Below are 21,947 nucleotides of genomic sequence, written 5' to 3'. Positions count from 1 at the left end.
GAAATGATTGGGCCAGGAAACCGCCTGTATTTTGGATATTTCACAAATTGTGATTTTGTTGGTAAGGATGTTTTTATGGATGCAGCGATTGAATTCACCCCGGAAAAAGCCTGGCAAGCAGCTCTCGCCAACCTGCAAATGGACATGTCGCGGGCCGCATTTGAAACCTGGGTCAAACCGGCTTGCCTGGAGGATTTCAACGATGGCACGTTTGTAATCAGCTGCATGAACTCCTATGGTCGGGATTGGCTGGCGGATCGATTAACCTCGACCCTGGAGCGATTTCTTTGTGGGGTGATGAACCGGGAAATCAAAGTCCGCTTTATTGTGAAGGACCAGGATTATGATCTGGGCAACTCCAGCGACGAGGACGATGAATATTCATCGGAAATCGACTCTGATCCGGTTGAATTGGATATCTTATACCGATCTATTCGTGATTCTCTGCTTGAACCCGGGCGCGTGGTTCGATTGCCGGTCTATTTTCTCCGCTGGCTACCTTACGTTCAATCACAAGTCATTTTTGTGGTGATGGCCCTATGGCAGGAATATTACCTGGCTTCCGGGGGAAAGGTTCAAAAGGGGAATAACAAAGTATCTGTCCGGGCTGAACAGGTCTGCCAATGGGCCGGAATCAGCCGGGCGCAATTCTTTCGTTTATTACAACCTGGCAGCACCCTGTATTGGTTTGCTAGAAAAAACGAAACAGATCACGAGGTGGACAAACGTACCGGACGTGCCAAAAAGTCATCCAATAAATACGTCCTTTTGGATACCCCTTTGATGCCAGGAGATGCTGATGATTTGAAATCTTTCTTGCTGGATCACGGGATTCGTGAATCACCCGTTTCAGCGCTTCAAGCGGCAGTTACCGCGGATCCAAAACAAATATTGAGCTACCCCACCCGCCTGCCTCCGGACAACTTTGAAACTATGCAACCTCGTTACCTGACCGTCCAGGAGATTGTCCGCGATCTGGTAGGGCGCCGGCTTACTCCAGAGCTTGCCACGCTTGCCGATCAACTGGCAGACCGCATCTTAGCTCAGGGAGAATTCATCCTGGTCAGCTGGTATTTTCTCAAAAACTGGCTGCCGGCCCTGGGACCAGATGCAGCCATGTTGATTCTGATCCTGCGCAATTTGTGTTACTTCAACGATGAGACTGGAGAGCTACGAGATGAGGTCTGGATCGAAGGCGGCTATGAGGCAATTGCCCAACGATTGGGGATCAAGAATCCGCGCACCGTGGCTACCTGGTTGCCGGCCAAGATTGATCGCGGGAAACGGAAAGACGAACTGACCGACCGCACCGATCAAGAATTTGCTCGCCGCCAACGCATCCAGGATTTATTAGGGTTGTTTGTAGACCGTACCGACCACCGCGTGAATTCATCGGGAAGTTATGCCTGGAAGTTCAAGGTGCAGCGCGTCGATCCCCTGACCCCTCAACATGAAATGATCTGGCGGGCAGCCTCGTCGCTGCTGGCTGATTGCGAAGATCAGGGCATATTGGATGAGCTTTACTCATGGGTGGATGAGGTTAACACGGACCTCAATGATTGGATTGAGACTGTCAAAAATGGGTCAAAGGTTGTTTTGAGACTGTCAAACTCAACCAATGGTTGTTCTGAGACTCTCACCGCTATCCTCAAGGATTGTTTTGAGACGCTCGACCTGGAATGCAAAGATTGTTTTGAGACTCTTTTAAAGACTCTTAAACGCTTTAAAGATTCCCAAAAAGAGAAAGATACCTCCTCAACCCAAGATTCGTCGAATTTGTCCGCCGATGATCCTGAGCTTCAAGCGGTGGCGGTGGTAACCGATTCCAACGGAAATTGGGACTTAGAAAAATTATTGGCTCGGGCCGACAAGAAAAACCGTCAAATCCTGTTGAATCAGGAAAAGGATGCCCAGGCCTTTGTCTCCTGGGTGATTCATGGCGCATCCCAGGCGAGCATCCAGAACCCTTATAGCCTGGCTATTGCCAAACTCAAAGAGAATCCCGAAACCAACGCCGGCGGTGCAAGTGAACGATTGGCAGCATACCCACCTCATCAATTGGCCGGGTTGATCGAACAGGAGCTGACGTTCCGCTCTCCGTCCGACCGAAACTGGCGAATGTTATTTGCTCAAGTAAAACGTGACCGGGTTCGTCTTCTGGCGGATGCACTCGGATTGAGATTAGATATCCAGGAGGAATCATGGATGAGTAGTTAAGTCGTCGAGATTAGTAACAATGCCCAGCAGGGCTGCTGGTATCCACAGAAATAATCTTTCAAAACACAAAAAGGAGTCTTCACAATGGCACAAGGCAATTTTACATGGCAACGCGGCGATATCACCGGTGATATTTATTTTGATTATCTGCGACCCGAAAACCAGGACCCGGTTCCTTATTTACGGCTATACCTGATGATCGATGGCAGCCCGGAAGCCAAACCGGTCAAGGGACTTCGCGTTCTGGTATATGGCACACTGGCCGAGCTGGTGTATGGGCACGTTCAGAAAGGCAGCCGGATCGGTGTGGAAGGTCATATCCAGATGCGCAGCCGGCCGAATACCACCACGCCGGTTTTTGAGGTGGTCGCCGAGCGAATTGAATTCATTCGCAATATCGATTATGAACGCGGGAAACAGGTCATCGCCGAGTTGAAACAGCGGAGTAAACGAAATGGCTCCGCATCCAGCGATCTGGAAGCGGTTAAATTAATTCTTGAAACCGGGGAATATGCTCATGATGCAGAATGACCCGGATGAATCCATTATTCAAGTATCCGAAGAGAAGCTGCAAAAATTTGGATGGATCCTTTTGGGAATTGCAGTCTTGTTCACGATTATCGGCGTGTTTATCTCACCGCTCGATGACCAGGGAAAACCGGTGCTGTTGCTGCCGGAAGTAAAAGCTGTGGAAGATTACCGGCGGTCTGCCCAGTCCTGGATTTCCGAATTAGCCATTCTGGATGGAGAAATTGCGCATGTGATCGCCACTGACCAACAGGGTGATTTGTTTACCCAATCCAGATCTGCCCAACAAACCCTGCAGCATGCGGTGGAATTGGCCCAGCGGGTGGACCGCACCGGCGTGCCTCCCATTGGCATGGGAATCCATGAACAGATGCTTTCGACATCGCTTACTTATCTGGAAGCGGCGCGCAGCGCTTTGCAATGGGTAAGCGCCCCTGAAAAGAAAAATCAGGATACGGCGACCCAAAAGTTGGAAGAAGCCCGGAAGATGAAATCAGAATTGGAGGCCAACCAATGGCTGAAATCTCATTAGAGGATTTTCAACGTAACCAATCCATGCGAATCTCCAGAGACATAATCGGTCAAAGCGAGGAGCACGATCAAAAAATGCAAACCAACTGGCAAAAGATGTGGGAGACCGCTCACCAACACCTGGTCAAGCTTCTCCGCTTCCTGGATCAGGATTATGACGAAGCCTGCGAAAAATCCAATCACCCCTTGGAAAAGCTTGCCGACGACGATCTTGCTTACCTGATTCACATCCGGATGCGGGCCTTGATGGATGATGTCAAAAGGAAAGAAAAGCCTGGCGAATTAAACGAGATCCGGCATCAGTTGAAAGAATTGGGCCAGAAATATTCAGAACTTGAACAGGTGAATATGGGTCTGGTGGAAGCCAATAAAAAATTACAAGGTGAAAACAACAATCTCAATTCTCATCTTTCGGCCCTCCGCCAGGCACAAAAGGATGTTCTAAACCAGACAGTGACAGGAACCCGGTCAGTTGCCGAGGTTCCTGTCACACCCGATAATTTAGCTTCACTTCCGATCTGGATAAAATCCTGGCAGGCGTCGAAAGGCTTTGAAAAAAGTTCTGTTGCCGTTCTGGTCATGGGCGATACCGGTAAGGCGCTGCGTCCATCCATCACCAAGGAAATGGCCAAACGGCTTTCCCTGTCTATGGATAATAACAGCCTGGATGAAGCGGTGAGCCGGCTTCTCGTCGAGGAAGAAAACTGCCATCCCATTTTGATCGAAAAAATTGAAGGTATGCCTGAGCAAGGATCCAGCTCTGGCGGGAACAGCCCGGATGTACTTCGGTTGACCGAAGAGGGAAAACTTGTTTACCAGGCTCTAGCAGGGCATGAACCCATTGGAAACGAGTATGACCGGCTGATCCGATGCCACTCTTCTCCGGAGCATACGATTTTAAACATCCAGGCTGCAGAGTTTCTTGTGGATGCGGGTTACCTGATTAAAGGGCAGGTTCAAGAGATTCAACTATCCAATGGCGGTTCATTCATTCCGGACATTTCAGCCATTGACCCCACAACCGGGGAACTGATATTTATCGAAGTGGAACGGGATGTACATAAGGACAAGATGTCCAGAAAGCAAAAATGGATCAACCTGTATGAGGCTTCCAACGGCAACCTGTACGTTTTTTGCGACAACCTGACTGGTCAAAGAGCAATCCAGGGGGAGATCAACCTGGCTTTGGGTGGGCTGAACTACAACTCGTTTTTAACCAACTTACATGGGCTCCGGAATGGAAAACGGTCTGAAAAGGATGGTGGTATATGGCTTTCGGTAAGGCGGGGAAAATGAAAGAGGGAACAACCTGGTAGGGCGTTCTTATCCGGTTGTTCCCCTAAAGTCTTAAGGGGGAACGGCGTGGATATTATTAAAGCGGCTTATTATTTTTGGATTATCTTATCCATTAGAATTTTGAAATTTGAATATATTTGGCACATTGCTTCATCATAAGATATTTCCCATTGTTGGGACAAAAAGCGGATAACATCGACAACACTGGTTGGCTCGACTGGTTTATTGTAGATGGATATAAATGGACCATCTGTTTCAGTTAATATTCGATCGCGTGGAATGTAAGAAATTATTTTTCTACCCTGATTGGACTTAATCATTGATGGATTTATAGAAAAATAAAACCCCTTCTGAAGTATCACATCAAGGGTAGTAATCGAGCCCGAATACCAATGAAAAACTGCGACCTGAATTTTATTATCGATTAATATATCTAAGACTTCTTTTTCTGCACCTCTTGAATGCAGAGAAACAAACTTTGGTTTTTGATTTAGTAGGCCTAATACAAAATTCAAACTACGAATTTGTCTTTCAGAACTAGATTTCCATTCGCGTGAAAAATCTAACCCCACCTCTCCAATATATGAGGTGGTGTCAACCATTTCGGAAAAAATTTCAAATTCACGGTTTGTATGTCGCTCTATTTCTAGCGGATGTAAACCTAAAGAAAGGCGAACTTTTTTAAAAGGTTTAACATGAGGTTGACTAAAAACATAGTGACTTGGAAGGTTAGTCATTGAAATTACATAACCACCCTGCATTTCCATGTTTTGAGCTACCCGCTCAGGATTCTTATAGAAATCTAAATGGCAATGGGTGTCTATTAGTACGCAATTCATTTACACTCCAGCTAGATTTTTAATTTCATTTATGGCTTTGTCTCTAAATAAATCTCGGACTTCCTCCATAGCTCTAATTATTACATCGGCATATTCATCTAAATCATTCAAATCCAATCTGCCGTTAGCTAATAATCTTTGCTTTATTTCGTCTTCTGTCGGGTTACTTTTAATGAATGATAAGTATGCACGTAGATCATCAGCAAGAGTTAGCTTTGAATGAATGTTAACCTCGCCTTTGCATATATCTCTTCCATAAATTTCATTGTCTTTACCAATATGGTGAAGCGCAGCCCGCCGGTAAATACAAGGAATGCATAAACCACACTGTCCAGCTTGTCGACGAATCCATTCACGATTATGACCCCGCTTGGAACAGGAGGCCGTAAAAGGTATAGCTTTTTCCAAAACAGCTTGATTTAGACAACTCGCAAGAACTTCCCCTTTAGTTTTAAGAGCCAATGGATTGCTAATCGGATTCGTAATTCCAAGGGTTTTCAATATTTTGTCAATTAATAGTAAATAATATGGGTGTACAGTTCTAGTACTACTGGATCCACCACGCGAAGGAGTTAAGGGCACATTTAATGCCATCGTACCATTCTCCGGAATAATTAATGGTGTTGTAATACCAATGGAGTTTGCTACATAAATACCTAAAATGATAAATAAAAATGATCGGCCGCGAAGAGTTGTGTCACTACCTGTATTTGCGCCAACAGCGATTAAAATATCATTAAGCCTTCCCGGATAACAGTCCTTGAGAATTCTTAAAGTGCCTTCCTGATCAGAAAGTGGGCCAGCCATACGTGGATCATGATGTCCAATAAGAGCCAATGATTTATCTTTGTTTTCTTCCAACCAGTTAATTACCCCGACAAGCGAATCGAGCCCCCCAGAGAAAAGACTTACAGCTTGCCCTCTAATTATTGGTAGCGGAAGCTGCTCTTGATTTTTTAAGACCAATGATGTATTTCGTTTTTCAAATTTTATTTCCCAAAAATCACCTGTAAGAAAAGAAAGGCATTTATTCAACTCGGGTTGAGTTAGATTCCATTTGCCTGGATTTGAGACTGGCAAACATACTGATAAATTTCGTGTCCAATTATCTGGTGCTTTTTCTCTAATAATCCATCTATCCACTGCATATACCGTGTTCGCTAATAAAACAAGATCTAATAAGACATCATTTATATCACTCGTTACTTTTTCTAATTTGGGATATTCCAGGTTGAGAGTACATGAATTCCCATTCTCTTGTAAATTTATAGTTGCAAATGAATGGGGCTTTTGAGGTGGTGTAATATCAAGATTAATTTTCATCTTCTCACCTATCAAAGACTTTATATGTCTGCTCTAAAATACTATCTGCAAGAGAAGCCCCTTCCTCTCCTATCCAATTTATCTTAGAGAGGTCTTTATCAAAGGTCTTCAAACGAACTAAAGATGAGATCATATCTTTGATGCTGGTTAAAAAACCAGATGCTTTCTTTTCCCCATGTCTTGTTACCAACCTCTCGTAAAACACTCGACAAAATTGTCGATATAAATAATGGCCAAAAAATCTTGTCAATAAATTTCCCAATTCATTAACTTGGATTGTTTTTTCAAATATTTCCTTGACTTCTTCGTAGGTTTCTGCTTTTTCTAGTAATTCGTCCATTAAGTCAGAAAGAGCATTGCGGGTATCAACTTCATCAAGAGTACTACCATCTTCGCATAATCGGTCAGCTAAAGCTAATGCCACTTCCTTTGCGGGATGACCAATAAGATCTGAAAGGCCTTCATCTTGTAAAGCTTTTTCTAAACCACGACTGGCTACAGAACTTACAAATCCAGCTAACCTTTGCCCTGTTTTTTGTACTGAACGACTTCCACCAATTGTCCCACCACCTTGCGATACCGTTTCAGACCCACCATTAGCTTGAATATAACCACGAACTATATCTCGCGCAACTTCTTGAGACACAGCTCCGTTCCGTGAAGCCCTTGTCACGTCACCCTTTTGCTTTCCCCACTGGGGTGTTGTAGGTGCCTGATACCCTTTTGAAGTTCCCATATTATCACCTAATTAAGAAGAGCAGCTGCGATCATCGATTTTGTAGTGCGCAAATAATCAAGTGGACTTTTAAATATATCCTCTAAATTTGGTTTTACTTTTATTAATATAAGTAAATCTACCCCAACAGCCGGCGGGATTGAATCGGGTGGGATTGATGTAAGAAGTTTAGCCAACATCTCAGCGCTCTTAGATATATCATTTTCAATTAATAATCTCAGACCGTCATAACCTTTTTTATCATCTGGATATTGTTCAACATGATGTTCGAATAGAGCTAACAGTAAATCAATTTCATCAGTGCTAATTTCGTGTGTGGAATGTAAAGCAGTTGATATTCGACCAGGTTTATCAGAAATAAGATCATCAAAAAGTTGGCGGATAAAGGGTGGTACTAATGTAACATCTGAAAGTGTAGATTGAAGTCGGTCACGTGCGATCCAGAAGTAATCCCTTAAATCTACTTCTCCAAGCCGAGGCTCTATTGTTATCCATTTTCTCAAAAATAAACCACCCCACTCCGCCGCTACTTCTTTAGCATCACTTTCATTATCCAATTTGCCAGTCGGTAAACACAAAATTTGTTCTAGCTTTTTTATTTCTATTGGGAAACCATCTTGAGATGCTTGCCACTTGTATAATTGGTTAAATCGTTTTGGTTCCGTATATTCCAATACCATAAGCTTGACTAAAATATCATCTTTTAGATTAGATAACCGAGCTACATCAGCCAATTTTCTGCGCAAAACATAAGCATTAAGGAACCTTTTTACTTGTCGAGGATTACCCTTGAGACCCTCGGTAATCAACGGCGATACTGAGGCGCAAAACTTTAAATTGGTAGTTAGCTCTTCCATTAGTGTTCCCCCAAAAGCTGATTGGATAGCTCCATAGCCAAAAACACTATAACGATCTTCAGAACAGTGTTTTTCATATACGGCATGTAATTTTCCAAAAGCGTCGGAATCTAATGCCTGGTTGCAAAAAAGCAGCGACATATAAGTTTGTACTTCAGCAGGGGAAAGGCGTGGTAAACGATATGGAACTTGGATTAACTTCTCAAGGTAATCATTAACAATATCGGTTTGAGGTTCATATTCACCAGACTCGGCACGAATTTCTTCTGGTTTATAGATAGAAGATATGGCATGTCTGACTATACGAGGATCGGCCCCGATTACAAAAGCGGTTCGGTCAACACTAAGGAAAAGTTTTATTGCTTCTAAGTTATCAATAATTCTCTGAGGACTACATCTGTCCAAATCATCAATTAATATTACTAAAGATCGAATATCGGAATCGGCCAACATCTTTGAAAACCGTTCTCGGAACATCCTAACATCCATTGGCCCAGCTTTTTTACCTTCACCTTTTAGAACATCCTCCCATCCAATTTTTGACTCGTTTCCGCTTCCTGCTTTGTTTTCTCCGATTCCAATCAACGACTTACTTGCATCAACAATAGATGGAATTAGGCTCACACCCCCTGTGAGATAAGCTAGTAAAGCTGGAACTGCCACTTCTCGAAAACCAAGACGGGCAAGACGCATCCAATCCACTGATTCCAATAAAGATACAATACTTTCTTTTACCTTTGGACCAAACCTTTTATTTTTCCCAAGTTGAATTAGGATTGTACTAAGTAAAGCAGACTTAGCATCATCATATCCTTCAAATAGCCATCCATTAAAATAAAGACAAACTACTCCGTTTAGTCGATCTCTCTCTTGAGATTTTTCAGGATAATTTTCAGGGTCTAGGTCATGCTCAAGCATTTTCATAATGCTTGTTTTTCCGCTTCCCCAATCGCCAAAAATTCCAACTGTTATTGGAAGAAGTTTATCATCCATAACTACTGATTTAATTAGATCGGCATGGACTTTAAATCCTAAAAGGTCTAAAGTGGTTTCATTATCTGGCCACATAATTTAATCTCCCTTTAGAAAAATCTCAGGAATAAGTTAATTTTACACTTGATAATAAACGCCGCATAATCATTTGACCGTGAAATGAGCAATAATTACAAATTCCGATTATATTAACGAAACAAACCATTTAGTGCACGCTGTGTGCACTAAATGAGCGTACAATTATTAATAGATCTTTTTAGTGATAAACCATAGGGGGAATTAATGACCACACCCAAAAATATGCGAGCACAAACTTTTACCCTGAAAAATGGTGGCGCCGTTCACACCTACATCAATGATGATGCCATCATTCTGCAAATCAGAAAAACAACGCCCTCTGAAGAAGATCTTTTACAACCCTCCTTCAAAGTAGCCGTCAATTTATCCCCGCAAGAGGCTATGGCAATCGCCACTGAGCTGCTTTTGGCAGTATCGAAACATTTGAAAGACTCACCCCAACCGGAAAAATCTTAACTTCCTGGAGCACGCCCATGACCACTAAATTAATTGTAGCCCCACCTGCAACTGGCAAGACACAAGCTTGTATTAAACGGATACAAGAACTAAGAGCAAATGAACCGCTTGCCTCTGTTTGGGTGGTCGTTCCAGATCGTTTGCAGGCCTCTGCATTTCGAAGAAGAGTTGCGGATTGTGAAGGCGCCATCGGTACTTATGTTGGAACCTTTGGCGATTTATACAAAAATATCTTGGAACATTCTCAAATGCATGTCCCCGTCGCATCTTCACCACTCCTCCACCGGCTGATTCAAGAGGTGGTTGATCTCGCGGTTGAACAAGGCGGATTACCTCATTTTTCTCCTTTACAAAGGATGCCAGGCTTTATCCTGGCATTGCGGGAATCCTTTGCAGAATTAAAAAGATCGCTGATCTATCCAGATCAATTCATCGAATTCACCCGATCGGGAACCACGGCCCAACAAGAACTGGCCCTTTTATATTCTCTTTATCAAACTCGCTTGAGAGACTTGAATTGGGCTGACCCGGAAGGGATCAGCTGGCTCGCAGTCGAAGCTCTCAAGGGCCATCCTCATGTCGCTTCTTCAATCAAACTCCTGGTCGTAGATGGGTTCGACTCCTTGAATGGCGCACAACATCAAGCGGTAAAACTATTATCTACACAGGTCAGTGAAATTCTAATTACTTTTCCTGGCATCATCGGATCCAAACGCCCGGCGCACCGGCGTTTTCTCGAAGACTTGGATAAACTCATCCAGGAATTATCTCCCCACCACATTTCTTTAAACAATCCACCCTTCTTACCTGCTGATCTCTTGCACATCGAGCAAAACCTCTTTGAATCCAGCGGCAGCGTTATCCAACCGGCGATAAAACCCATCCTGCTCGAAGCGCGGTCTCCAGCCGATGAAGCCCGAGAAGCCCTGCGCTGGATAAAACGGTTGGTTATACGCGAAGGCATCCCATTATCCAGTTGTATGATATTCACCCCCAACCCATCGGTCTATCATCCACAACTCAAAGCCTGCGCAGAGGAGTTTGGGATACCCATTCGGTTTACACAAGACGAACCTTTGAGTGAATCGCCGGCGATCACCGCATTGCTCAATTTGCTTGCTTTACCCTCCAAAAATTTCAATACACGGGCGTTGGTCAATGTCCTGCGTTGCCCCTATTTTGACCTGTCCATCAGCTCGGATATCGCTGATCAGTTGGAATTGGTCAGTCGTGTCGCTCAAATTGTGGAAGGTCGTGACCAATGGCAAGAAACCTGGGATCGTCTTGCTCCTCATTCGTTCGAGGAACAATCCGATGTAGACGACGAACGCATATTACCAGGTTTGCCGCGCGGTGCGAAAGCCAATCAGCTTCGCCAGATCATGGAGGCGCTGTTCAATCGCATCACGCCGCCCGATCACAGCTGCTCTCAGACCGAATGGATTACCTGGCTGGAAGACCTTCTGGACCAACTCCAGTTTTATCAAAATGCCACCACCGAGAGAGACCAGAACGCCTGTGAAGTTTTTAGAGAAACCTTACGAGCTCTCGTTTTGAGCGAAGTGGTGGCTGGTGAGCGGGTAGTCGATTATGCCCAGTTTTTCATAGATCTGCAAGGAACTTTAGAGGGCGTCGGACAACGCGAACCAGGTGTGTCAGGAAAACCAGCTCTACTGGTGGGACGCATGGTCGAGGCGCGCGGATTGCGCCTTCAGGCGGTCGCTTTGCTAGGTTTATCCGAAGGCCTATTTCCCGCTAACGAACACCCGGATCCTTTTCTAGATGAACCTCTGCGTGCTGCATTAGGTTTAGATCAACGCTTGCAACGCGAGCAGGCAGGGCTTTTTTACCAGGCTGTTACCCGTTCCGACAGGCACTTGTTGATCACACGCCCTTACCTCTCAGAAGACGGCGAGAAATGGGAGGAATCGACTTTTTGGAAAGCCGTGCAGCGATTATTTAGCAAAGAAGCAGTTGAGACAGTACGCCCTGATGACCCGCAACCATTGGTTGAGGCTGCCTCGACCCAAGAACTGCTTTTTACCGCTGTGCGCCGGCAAAGCCTGCCCCAACGATACGATTTTCTCCATGAACGTTGGAATGGTTTGCGCCATGCTCGTGAGGTGGTGAAAGCTAGGCGGGCCAAGCATCCCAAAGGACCTCATGAAGGATATGTAGAAGCGATCGCTCCATTCATGGAAAAAAGATATTCATCCGAGCATACCTGGAGCCCATCCCGGCTGGAATACTATGGTACATGCCCTTACCAATTCTATATTCGCACCGCCTTAGGCTTAGAAGCGCGTGCAGTACCCCAGTTAGGTCTCGAACCGGGTCAGTTGGGTTCAATGCTGCATAAAATCCTGGAAGACACATACCGCAACGCATCTGACCCAAAGGACATTGAGGCCGTTTTATCCAGTTTGGAAATTATCGCAGGACAGGTTTTTTCTGACGCCCCAAGGCAATTTGGGTTTCGCCCCTCAACGCTCTGGGAAAATGAGAAGGCAGAACTTTTGGATACGTTGCGCCAGACTATACAAGCGCTGGTAGCTGAGACTGATTGGACGCCGATTGAATTTGAAATGGGGTTTGGAAAAGGCGACTATCCCCCATTGATCATTGACTTGGGATCTGAAGTTTTGCGAATTCGGGGGGTGGTAGACCGTGTGGACAGAAATTCGTCTGGGCAGCTGCGGGTGATTGATTATAAATCCGGCAGCATGCATCTCACAGCTAACGATTTGAAAGACGGGCATCGTTTGCAGTTGCCGATCTATGCATTAGCAGTTCGCGACGCCCGTAAACTGGGCATACCCGTGGAAGGAATATACTGGAAAATCCTCGGCGCCGAAGCGGGTTCCCTCAAGCTCAGTAAATTTAAAACCGATACCAACCAGGGTGTCGATGCTGCCATTGAAGTCATGATGGCTCACTTGGTACGCATTGTGAACGGCATCCGCTCAGCGGAGTTTCCTTCGAAAACCCCGCGCGTTGGTTGCCCATCTTACTGCCCCGGCGCTCAATGGTGCTGGCGTTTTGAACCGGAGTATTAATTATGACCGAAATATTACGTGAACGAGTGATTACTTCCTTTGGTTTAACCCCGGACCAACGAGATGCTGCAATTGAAAGGAACCGGGATATTGTGGTCACCGCCGGAGCCGGCAGTGGGAAAACTCGTACTCTGGTAGCGCGGTATGCTTCTTTATTGGCAGATGGATTATCACCTCGGGCGGTTGTGGCTGTGACGTTCACCGAAAAGGCAGCCCGGGAAATGCGCTCGCGGGTACGCCAGGCATTAACGGACCTCCTGAAGCAGGCTTCAACCGAAGAAGAACGCCAGCGGTGGATTACTGTCAATTCAGAAATGGATGCTGCCCGGATTGGCACCATTCATAGTATATGCGCTGAAATTCTTCGCGCTCATCCTGCAGAAGCAGAAATTGACCCCAAGTTTGATGTCCTGGATGAGGGTTTAACCGCCGCACTGCGCATGAATATGATTGACGAAACCATCACCGTTTTGGCTGGTCAACCTGAATATTCTATTTTGTTTCAGCATTTTGATATCGCTAGCCTGAGAGGTCTACTCGGATTTCTCCTGGAACACCGCCTGGAAGCCCAAGAAACCTTTGAAAAAAGCTTCGACAGCGTTCAAGTTGTGAACCGGGCCATTCGAGACGGGATGCAGCACGAAACGATCTATGGATGTATCCAGGAATTACGGAGTTTTAGTCAGCCCAGCTTACTGCAAGATGCCGGGGATAAGCTCACGCAGCAGGTGCAAGAATTATTGGCCCTATGGAGTGATGCTGAAAATGCACTTGCCCAAAATGATCCCGTAGCGTGTGCCGGTTTTTTATATAAAGCCAGGCGTGAAAAAATGAAAGGCAACATTGGCAGCAAAACCAGCCGGGCAAAAGCGATCGTTGCAGAGGTACAAGCCGCCTACGATGAGTGCTTGAATCCCATCGTTGGGGGAAAAGGGGCAAATGATTCTCCGCCGGACCGTGAAAGTGAAAACCGCTTTTTAAGCTTATATCCCATCATCAAAGCCGTATTTGGGCTGCTCGCTTCTGCATATCAGAATGCATTGTGTCAGCGTCGTGCACTAGATTTTGATGACCTCGAGAGCGGGGCAGCACGCTTGCTCAAAATCCCTGAAGTCCGACAACATTGGCAAGCAGAAATAGCCAGCCTGCTGGTCGATGAATTCCAGAACACCAATGAGCGGCAGCGCCAGATTGTTGAAGCCCTGGCTGGTGCCCCTGGGCGATTATTCGTGGTGGGTGATGCGCGCCAGAGCATTTATCGCTTCCGCCGCGCGGATGTCACCGTATTCCGATCTATTCAACAGCGCGTCCGCATCCAGGGAGGTCTGGTGATTGACCTGGATCAAACCTACCGTGCCCACGAGCCACTGCTACAAGCTACTGGCGACCTGTTGACAACGGTGATGGGCACCGCGGACGATACCTCCCGCCCATATTATGTACCATTCTCTCCTCTTCACGCGGTGCGCAAAACAGAACCCGAATATATCAGCCATCCGCACATTGAATTTATTCTAGGCGCGGGTGAAGATACCGTTGCAGCAAGACCGTTGGCTTCACGAGCCCTGGCCGCACGATTGCTGGAACTGAAAGAGCAAAAGCAAATTCGTACCTGGGATGACGTCACCCTGCTTTTACGCGCTTCAACTGGTTTTGCGGCCTATGAAAATGCATTCGAAGATGCAGGAATCCCGTTTGTCACCGTCGCCGGCCGTGGGTTTTATGACCGACCAGAAATTCGGGATGTGCTCAATATCCTTCGTGCATTGGCGGACCCGGCGGATGATCTTGCCATGGCCGGCCTTTTACGTTCCCCAGCTTTTGGATTGACGGATGCAGCCTTGTACCAATTACGCTGGCAAGAGGACGTTCCGATTCCTTATTGGACGGCGCTGCAAGGCGACCTGGAAATGCTGGAGGATGCCGATCGTACCCGCGCCGTCCGCGTGAGGGATATTCTGAACCAGCTTTTGCCTCAAGTAGATCGCATCACGGTCGCCGACCTGCTGAAAAAACTGGTGGACATCACGGATTACCGCTCTATCCTGGCCGTGGAAGACGGTAATGGAACCGGAGGTCGGCTGTGGCGTAATTTAGATAAACTGCTTACTGACGCCCAGTCCAGCGGCCAGATCAATGTTCGCGATTTTCTTGAATACCTGGCGACAATCAATGATGCGGGAGCGCGTGAAGGCGAAGCGCCGGCCGAAGCCCAAGGATCTGTGCGGCTGATGACTATCCACAAATCCAAGGGGCTTGAATTTCCGGTCGTCGTACTGGCAGATGCCAGCCGGGAACCTAGAGGAGGAAGCGAGGCAATCTACCTATCGCCGCAGATAGGTCTGTCCTTTAAGCTGGACCCGCCGCCCATGATCTATCGCCTTGCGAAGTGGGAGAACCAAAAACAGGACGAGGCAGAGTCCCTGCGGCTCCTGTATGTTGCACTGACACGTGCCAAGGATAAACTGATCATCAATGGACATTCCACGCCAACCTCCAAAGGGGAATGGCAGGCCAAAGCTTGGCTCGGCGATTTATGCACCGCAGCTCAGGTTGATGCAGATACGCTGGTTCAACAATCTGGAACTGCTATGCTGCTTCCGTTGAATTCGGGGCAAAAGGTGCGCGCCTGCGCGGTTTCAGCAGAAGCGGGCGGCCTAGCAGCCAACGAAGCGGTGCACCCCCCCTCCCACGAGGAAGCCGATCTCGCCCCGCTCTATCCTTCCCTGTTGGAACCTGAAGCCGCTGTGATCCACGAAGACGAGCCCGAGGAGATGCATGCCTGGCGGGCGACCGGCTCCGCCGAAACCATTCCGCCGGGCGTCGTCGGACAGATGGTTCACAAAGCCATTGAACTGTGGTTGTTCCCCGGGGACCCGCAGCTGCTGCCTCTTTTAGAAACCGCTGCGTTAAACGCCGGTTTAGCCCATCCGGTCCAACAATCTACAGCGGTCCGCCATGCCGTCGAATACCTGGAACGATTGCGAAACCATCCATTGCGGAGTGAGATTGATGCTGCAGCGCAGCGATATCACGAGCTACCCTACTCCCGCAGGGTTGATGATCATGCAGAAACAGGCTACATAGACCTGTTATATGACTCGCCTTCGGGGTGGCAGATCGTTGATTTTAAGACGGATTCCATCCGAAGTGTGAAGGAACGAGACGATTTGATCCGGCAATATTCACGCCAAATGCGCAGGTATTCGGGGGCGGTCGAAACGCTGATTGGCCAAAAGGCCCAGACCCGAATTATTTTTCTTGATGATCATGGTCGAATCGAGATTGCTAAAATCGGATGAAGATACTGGGCTTTTTCCTTATAATGAAAAATTTCAGGGTGCAAAACTTACTCGGAGTGCACGTTGTGTGCACTCCGTTCCTCAATACTTGTATCATGGATGATAGAAAGGGAAAGTAAATTATGTCTCAGAGGCAACAACTTGAACGAATCATGGAAATTGATCGTCGGATCAGAGACGATGAGTATCCCAATGCAAATCGACTATCGAAATCCCTTGAAGTAAGCCGGCGCGTCATATTTAACGATCGAGATTTTATGATAAATCGTCTGGGAGCTCCAATCGAATTCGACCGTGTTCGAGGCGGTTGGTATTATTCTGATAAAACTTGGGTTTTACCGGGAATGATTGTAACTGAAGGCGAATTATTAGCTTTTTTCCTGAGTGTAGAAATTTCAAAAAGGTATCTGGGAACCAGCTTGGAATCTTCCCTGCGCTCGGCAGTTGAAAAGATTTCCAAAGGTGTCAAAGGCCCAGTAACAGTTGATATGGATACGCTTCGATCGCATTACACCTTCTCTGCGCCAATGTTGATCTCAGCAAATGAACAATTCTTATTGGATATCCACCATGCAATTTACGGAAGTCAATGTTTGTGGATTCGATATTACGCTGCATATCGTGGTGAATATACAGAACGAACGGTTATGCCATACCACCTAAATAACGTTAGGGGAGATTGGTATCTTATCGCTTTCGATAAACTGCGCAATGAGTTTCGCACCTTTCTGGTGAGTCGAATTGAAAACTTAAAAATTTTGCCAGAAAAATTTATTCGGGATGCGAAATTCTCGATCTCAGATTGGATGGGCAGTGCCTTCCAGGCTGACCGAGGTGGTGAGGCAACTGATGTATCGATCAAATTTAACGCTGTTACCGCACGATATATCCGTGAACGGAATTGGCATGCATCGCAGAAGGTTGAAGAACTTGAGGATGGAAGCCTAATCCTACACCTGAAAACTGGTGGCCTTGGTGAAGTAAAACGTTGGGTGTTGCAATACGGGAGTGGCGCTGAAGTTCTTTCTCCAGAAAGTTTACGCCAAGAATGTATTGATGAAATCAAGAGCGTAGCAGGCGTTTATGGAATCTAAAACAAGATAAGAAAGGGGCGGCAATGAAGGAAGAGAATTACGTAGATACAAGTAAATCCAACGAAACATTGTCATTTTTGATGTCGGGGTTGGTTGCCCTTGCTGAAAATAATTGGATGTACCCGTATCCATCCACCCTAATCAGAGCCCGAGGTCTGCTCTTTGGTGCTTACATAGAACAAGGTAATTGGAAATTCCAGTCGATCAGTGAGTTTCTCCGAATGATTCAAACGCCTCTCAAGGATTGGTGGCCATTTTCTGAGCTGCCAGATGGGATTGATCCTGATATCCCAATGATCGATTCGCAGCTACAAATATCCAGCCAGGTGGAAGAACTGCTGCTCGATCTGGATGACCTTTCTGGTAATCAGAAATTCAATGCCAGCGAGCTCAAACTTGTTCTAGATAACCGTAAGATTCGTGACGCTGTTCTAAAAGTTCAAAAACACCCCGAATTGGAAGACGCTTATGTAACCCTTCGACGGTTTCTAATTGAAAATCCATGGATCAACATCAGTGATGGCATCCATATACCTAATGAAACAATCCAATTAATGGGAAAAGTTAGCGACTTCTATGAAAAACCATCTCCCAATATGCTTCATGAAGGGAAATACTGGCTCTGCCCTCGCTGCAATGGAATATTGATTTGGGCAGACGAAAAACCCAGATGCGCGACGAAGGGCTTATGCGAGCAGATTGTAGACCTTGCTCAGGCAAGAGCGATCACTAATGAAATAAGCACACTGAAAATGACCTTCAGAAAACGAGTTCAATTGCCAGGATTGCCGGAGTTGGAGTTGCATCGAGAACTCGCCAAAATTCCGGGCGTATCTATCGCATTATGGCCTGAGGCTGACCGGTATGACCTGCTCGTTGAGAAAAATGGAAACATGCGCTGGGCAATTGATGTCAAGGATTATGCCAGCGAATTTACCCTGAGCAATTTGTTGCGCCAATCTCGCCCGCCCTATAAGAAAGACGTGAAATTCTATTACGTCATCCCGGATTACCGGGAAAGGATGACTTCAGGGTATCTTCAGAAATTAAAGAAACTGGCCCCCCAAGCGAAGATCCAATTGATGAGCACATTCTTGAGGGAAGTTACCAAGGCATAGGTCGAAGGTAAATCAAGTTCGTTTGCCTTAAACCGAAAAGGAGACTGACAATTATGTATTCTTCACTTCAGGATTTGTTCAAAACCCGATTTCCTACCGAAAGTAACGATAAGGAGATAAGTTTTAATCTCCTCATCAGAGTGGAAACGGGGCTCCGCCTACTTGAAATGCTTGGATTACAAGACCAGCCAGCAATGACCATTTGGGCTCTCAATCAAGGGTTGGTTACGCCAGCTTTAGCTGACCTGCAACTGAATGAAATTCAAAAACGTTGGCTTGCAAATTATCGGGCAGTCATCCACCGGACGAGTAAAAGAGATTGGCAATTCGATTTTTCGACCTACGCTCAATATCCTGAAAATAAGAGGGTATATCGATTGCCCGGCGATGAAAATTACGAGGTAGAACCGCTTTCACGAACCGGGAGACAAACACAGAGAATAAAAGTATATGATGAAGTGTTTTCAGGGGTATTACCGTTCAGGAAAGAAAAGCGGTCGATTGCCTCTCAAGGATCATATGGATTCGCATATAACCGAGAGTACAAGGGTGAAGTGGTTTTTTCGGAAAAAATATTGAGAGAAGCACGGAAACATCCAGTTTCCAGTTTCAAGGTGCACCCTGAACGAACCAAGCAGACCTACTCACATCAACAATTGCGCGAACTGGCTATAGAAATGGATCATCTAGAACAAAGCCAGGGATATAAACGCCCCAACAAATGGCTTGACCGCATTGACTCAATGATACGGTATCGAGCTAGACGTCCAGATGGAAGTCTGAGCGAGGTAAATACAGAAGCGTTAGCTATTTCAGGAATGACTCATGTCGCTGGTATGGTCGGATCCGGGAAAAGTACAATCGCTACCTTGATCGCCTTTGATATCGCCCAACACCATCCGAGCCAACGGGTTACTTTGGTGGTCGCAGATGTTGTCGAAGTCCTACGGATGTCCGAATATTTCAATAACTTGCTTGCAAATAACGATTTTCCGGTCGCGGTCCCGTTGCTCGGTGCCACGATGCGGGATTCTCATCTCATCAACGTGTACAGACAAAAAGAATTTTCAATCGCTTCTGATCAATGGCGATTGAGATTTCTAGATACCACTTGCCTTGTCAAGCATTGGCTTGCCAATATTGACGAAACTGTTGAGGGCAGCATGGAGCCAGGAAACGAACCATGCAATGAGCTTTTTGAATTAAATGATAAGAGCGATCGAAAGAAACATTTTCTGTGCCCTTTGTTTTCGATCTGTCCAATGCAACAAGTGTATCGGGATATGATCGATTCCCCAATATGGGTGACAACAATGGGCGGGTTGGGCCAGGCCAAAGTCCCTTCGCAAGTGGATAATAGACAAATCCCTTTATGGCTATTGGTTTACGAACAATCAACGTTGGTGATTCTGGATGAGATTGATTCCGTACAAGGATGGTTTGATAAATTATTGGCTCCAGATCTTATTTTAGATGACACAGGCGCAGGAGGATTGCTGCAAGACACTTTACGAAAAATCAGCAACTATCCCAGTGGCAAATTTCGGGAAAGCACTGATGTGGATCGCTGGCGGCAATCGTATGACCAAACCATGCCTGCATTGCGGAACTTTTTAGGCTTGCTCGAACGGAATTTGGATTTGCGAAATTGGTTATCTGTCCGGCCTTTTACATCGCTGCGTATCCTATCCGAACTCGCTGGCCGTATTTCTGGGTACAGCTTATGGGAAGGTGAGGATGCGCCTAAAGAGGTTAGGGATTTGTATCAATCCCTCCAAGAACGTTTCATCTCGATGCAGCAAGCCGATCTATCGACTGAATTGTTTAGCAATCGCGATGAGAAATCCGAACTGATACTCCTTTCACTACAAATTGCATCTTATGGCCGTGGTGAAATTAATCCATCAACAAACAAGAGTGTTTCGGCCTGGATCAAGAAAACAATGGAGGGTCTACCACAGCATATCCAGGATGAAATAAAGGTAAGAGGTGAAGCGAAATCAAAAAATCGAGGCGATAGCGAAAACACTGGTAATCCCCAAGATATGTCTACGCTCACACGGCGTCTTGAACTCGGATTGGTCGCATCAGCGCTAGATCGTGATTTACGCGGCCTCTTTTATGGATGGCATTATGTTGAGGAGTTATTCGGTGAAAACGGAGGACCAACCCTCATACCACCATCTTTCGCCGGCCTCCTGCCTACCCCACCTCTGGGTCGCTGGCGAGGATTCCGCACGACCGAAGAAGGAGATACAGCTCGTAAGGTGCTCAGCCTAGCAGTTTTCGAATACGCAGCTGTGGGTCGCTTTTTTGTTCAGAACTTTGACCATCTTTTATCGGATTTGGATGGAAAAGCCGGTCCGAACGTATTGGCGATGTCCGGAACCAGTTGGATGCCAGATTCAGCAAAATTCCACTTTGCGGTTCCAGTTGTTGGAATCCTCGAACCTGACAATTCGATCCAGGATGCAATTCGCAAAAGCACTTTTACTTATTTGCCCCAATCAACCGAAAGTAAGGGGAGCAAAAAGAAATCTGTGCATTACCTGCGGGTGTCAGGTGCTGGCAAAGAAATGGGCGAGAACCTGGAGCAAATGATCCTGGCTCTGGCCCGCCACCCTGACAAATTCATGTCCCCCCTTGTTAGAGAGCTAGAAAAACTTGACCAATTAAGTAAGGTCGACGCAGATTGGGAAGATCGAGCTCGGATCTTGCTCATCGTAAATTCTTACGAACAGGCCGAACAAACTGCAACGATTCTGCGCAGCTCACTTAAGTCTGACTTAGCAGAAGATGTATATGCCCTCGTTAGAAGCAACGAAACCTTAGATTGGGATTGGCGACCGTATAAAGCGATCAAACGGAGTGAAGTCGAAGCTAGCGGTCACCTGGCTCGTATCCTTGTCGCGCCGATGGGGGCAATCAGTCGCGGATATAACATTGTCAGTCCCAAAACCGGTAGAGCGGCTTATGGATCGATATATTTTCTAATCAGGCCCATGACGCCGCCGTTTGATGCAATGACGATGGTGGCTGGAATTAACCATAAACTTGATGAATGGCTAAATCCAGAAAATAATCTATGGTCAAAGAATTCTTCGAATATTCTTGCCCAGGTCAATGCCTTACGAATCGAAGCTCGGAACGCTTGGCAGGCAATGGAAAGAGGAAAATTCTATCGTTTAATGGAAGAAACGGATAAGAAAGAACTCGGTGCCAGCACTGCAAGTTCAGTCATTCAAACTTGCGGTCGGTTGGTGCGAGGTGGAGTTCCATTTAGAGCTTATTTTGTGGACGCCTCTTGGGTTAATAGTCAGAAAACTTCTGAGGGCGATCTTGTTGCCCACCCTGGTGACAGTCTCCTGGCAGCCATGATTGAGCGTCTATTAAATTACACCAATAGCGACGTCGGACGGGCATTGTATGGGGCCTTTTATGACGGACTTCAATCACCGATTGGGGTTCAACTCGATTTTAGTAATTACAACAGCTCGTTCAGTATGGATGGGAATTAATCGTT

At 46.3% G+C, this 21,947-nt stretch carries 14 protein-coding genes; 10 read left to right on the top strand and 4 right to left on the bottom strand.

All coding sequences use genetic code 11. The features are described 5' to 3' along the window. The first annotated feature begins 75 nt into the window (after nt 1-75). From LTAR_RS10795 to LTAR_RS10780, 4 genes are all read left to right on the top strand, one after another. A complete protein-coding gene (locus LTAR_RS10795) occupies nt 76-2,217 on the top strand; it encodes a DnaA N-terminal domain-containing protein (protein WP_158423431.1) in 2,142 nt (713 codons plus the stop codon). A gap of 84 nt (nt 2,218-2,301) precedes the next feature. Next, on the top strand, nt 2,302-2,748 hold the full coding sequence (locus LTAR_RS10790; RefSeq protein WP_062422255.1) for a single-stranded DNA-binding protein: 447 nt from the start codon (nt 2,302-2,304) through the stop codon (nt 2,746-2,748). Continuing rightward, nucleotides 2,735-3,277 carry a hypothetical protein gene (locus LTAR_RS10785; protein ID WP_062422254.1) on the top strand — a complete coding sequence of 181 codons (543 nt, stop codon included), beginning with the start codon at nt 2,735-2,737 and terminating at the stop codon, nt 3,275-3,277. Before LTAR_RS10790 ends, LTAR_RS10785 begins: the two co-directional genes overlap by 14 nt. Beyond that, a complete protein-coding gene (locus LTAR_RS10780; protein ID WP_062422253.1) occupies nt 3,259-4,572 on the top strand; it encodes a hypothetical protein in 1,314 nt (437 codons plus the stop codon). Before LTAR_RS10785 ends, LTAR_RS10780 begins: the two co-directional genes overlap by 19 nt. Before the next feature lie 89 nt (nt 4,573-4,661). On the opposite strand, the gene LTAR_RS10775 is transcribed toward LTAR_RS10780, so the two are convergent. From LTAR_RS10775 to LTAR_RS10760, 4 genes are read right to left on the bottom strand one after another with little or no spacing between them, the layout of a single operon-like run. Continuing rightward, nucleotides 4,662-5,411, bottom strand: a complete 750-nt coding sequence (locus tag LTAR_RS10775; RefSeq protein WP_062422252.1) for a TatD family hydrolase — start codon at nt 5,409-5,411, stop codon at nt 4,662-4,664. Beyond that, nucleotides 5,412-6,734, bottom strand: coding sequence for a Qat anti-phage system QueC-like protein QatC (qatC, locus tag LTAR_RS10770; protein WP_062422251.1), 1,323 nt, complete (start codon nt 6,732-6,734; stop codon nt 5,412-5,414). A gap of 4 nt (nt 6,735-6,738) precedes the next feature. Beyond that, on the bottom strand, nt 6,739-7,470 hold the full coding sequence (locus LTAR_RS10765) for a Qat anti-phage system associated protein QatB (protein ID WP_062422250.1): 732 nt from the start codon (nt 7,468-7,470) through the stop codon (nt 6,739-6,741). Nucleotides 7,471-7,478: 8 nt separating this feature from the next. Continuing rightward, nucleotides 7,479-9,395, bottom strand: coding sequence for a KAP family P-loop NTPase fold protein (locus LTAR_RS10760; protein ID WP_062422249.1), 1,917 nt, complete (start codon nt 9,393-9,395; stop codon nt 7,479-7,481). Between the two features lie 207 nt (nt 9,396-9,602). Between LTAR_RS10760 and LTAR_RS10755 the strand changes: the two genes are divergently transcribed. From LTAR_RS10755 to LTAR_RS10730, 6 genes are all read left to right on the top strand, one after another. After that, complete coding sequence (locus tag LTAR_RS10755; RefSeq protein WP_062422248.1) at nt 9,603-9,854, top strand: hypothetical protein; 252 nt, start codon at nt 9,603-9,605, stop codon at nt 9,852-9,854. Nucleotides 9,855-9,871: 17 nt separating this feature from the next. Continuing rightward, a complete protein-coding gene (locus tag LTAR_RS10750; protein WP_062422247.1) occupies nt 9,872-12,910 on the top strand; it encodes a PD-(D/E)XK nuclease family protein in 3,039 nt (1,012 codons plus the stop codon). A 2-nt stretch (nt 12,911-12,912) separates the two neighbouring features. Continuing rightward, nucleotides 12,913-16,212, top strand: coding sequence for a UvrD-helicase domain-containing protein (locus tag LTAR_RS10745; RefSeq protein ID WP_062422246.1), 3,300 nt, complete (start codon nt 12,913-12,915; stop codon nt 16,210-16,212). Between the two features lie 152 nt (nt 16,213-16,364). After that, complete coding sequence (locus LTAR_RS10740) at nt 16,365-17,306, top strand: helix-turn-helix transcriptional regulator (protein WP_201775978.1); 942 nt, start codon at nt 16,365-16,367, stop codon at nt 17,304-17,306. 23 nt (nt 17,307-17,329) lie between these two features. After that, entirely contained in the window at nt 17,330-18,424 is a 1,095-nt protein-coding gene (locus tag LTAR_RS10735; protein ID WP_062422244.1) for a restriction endonuclease-related protein, read from the top strand. A 53-nt stretch (nt 18,425-18,477) separates the two neighbouring features. Beyond that, a complete protein-coding gene (locus LTAR_RS10730; protein ID WP_062422243.1) occupies nt 18,478-21,942 on the top strand; it encodes a pPIWI_RE_Z domain-containing protein in 3,465 nt (1,154 codons plus the stop codon). Nucleotides 21,943-21,947: the final 5 nt, after the last annotated feature.

The organism is Leptolinea tardivitalis, from assembly GCF_001050275.1.
Lineage (GTDB): Bacteria > Chloroflexota > Anaerolineae > Anaerolineales > Anaerolineaceae > Leptolinea > Leptolinea tardivitalis.
This window is presented reverse-complemented; position numbering and strand designations above follow the sequence as displayed.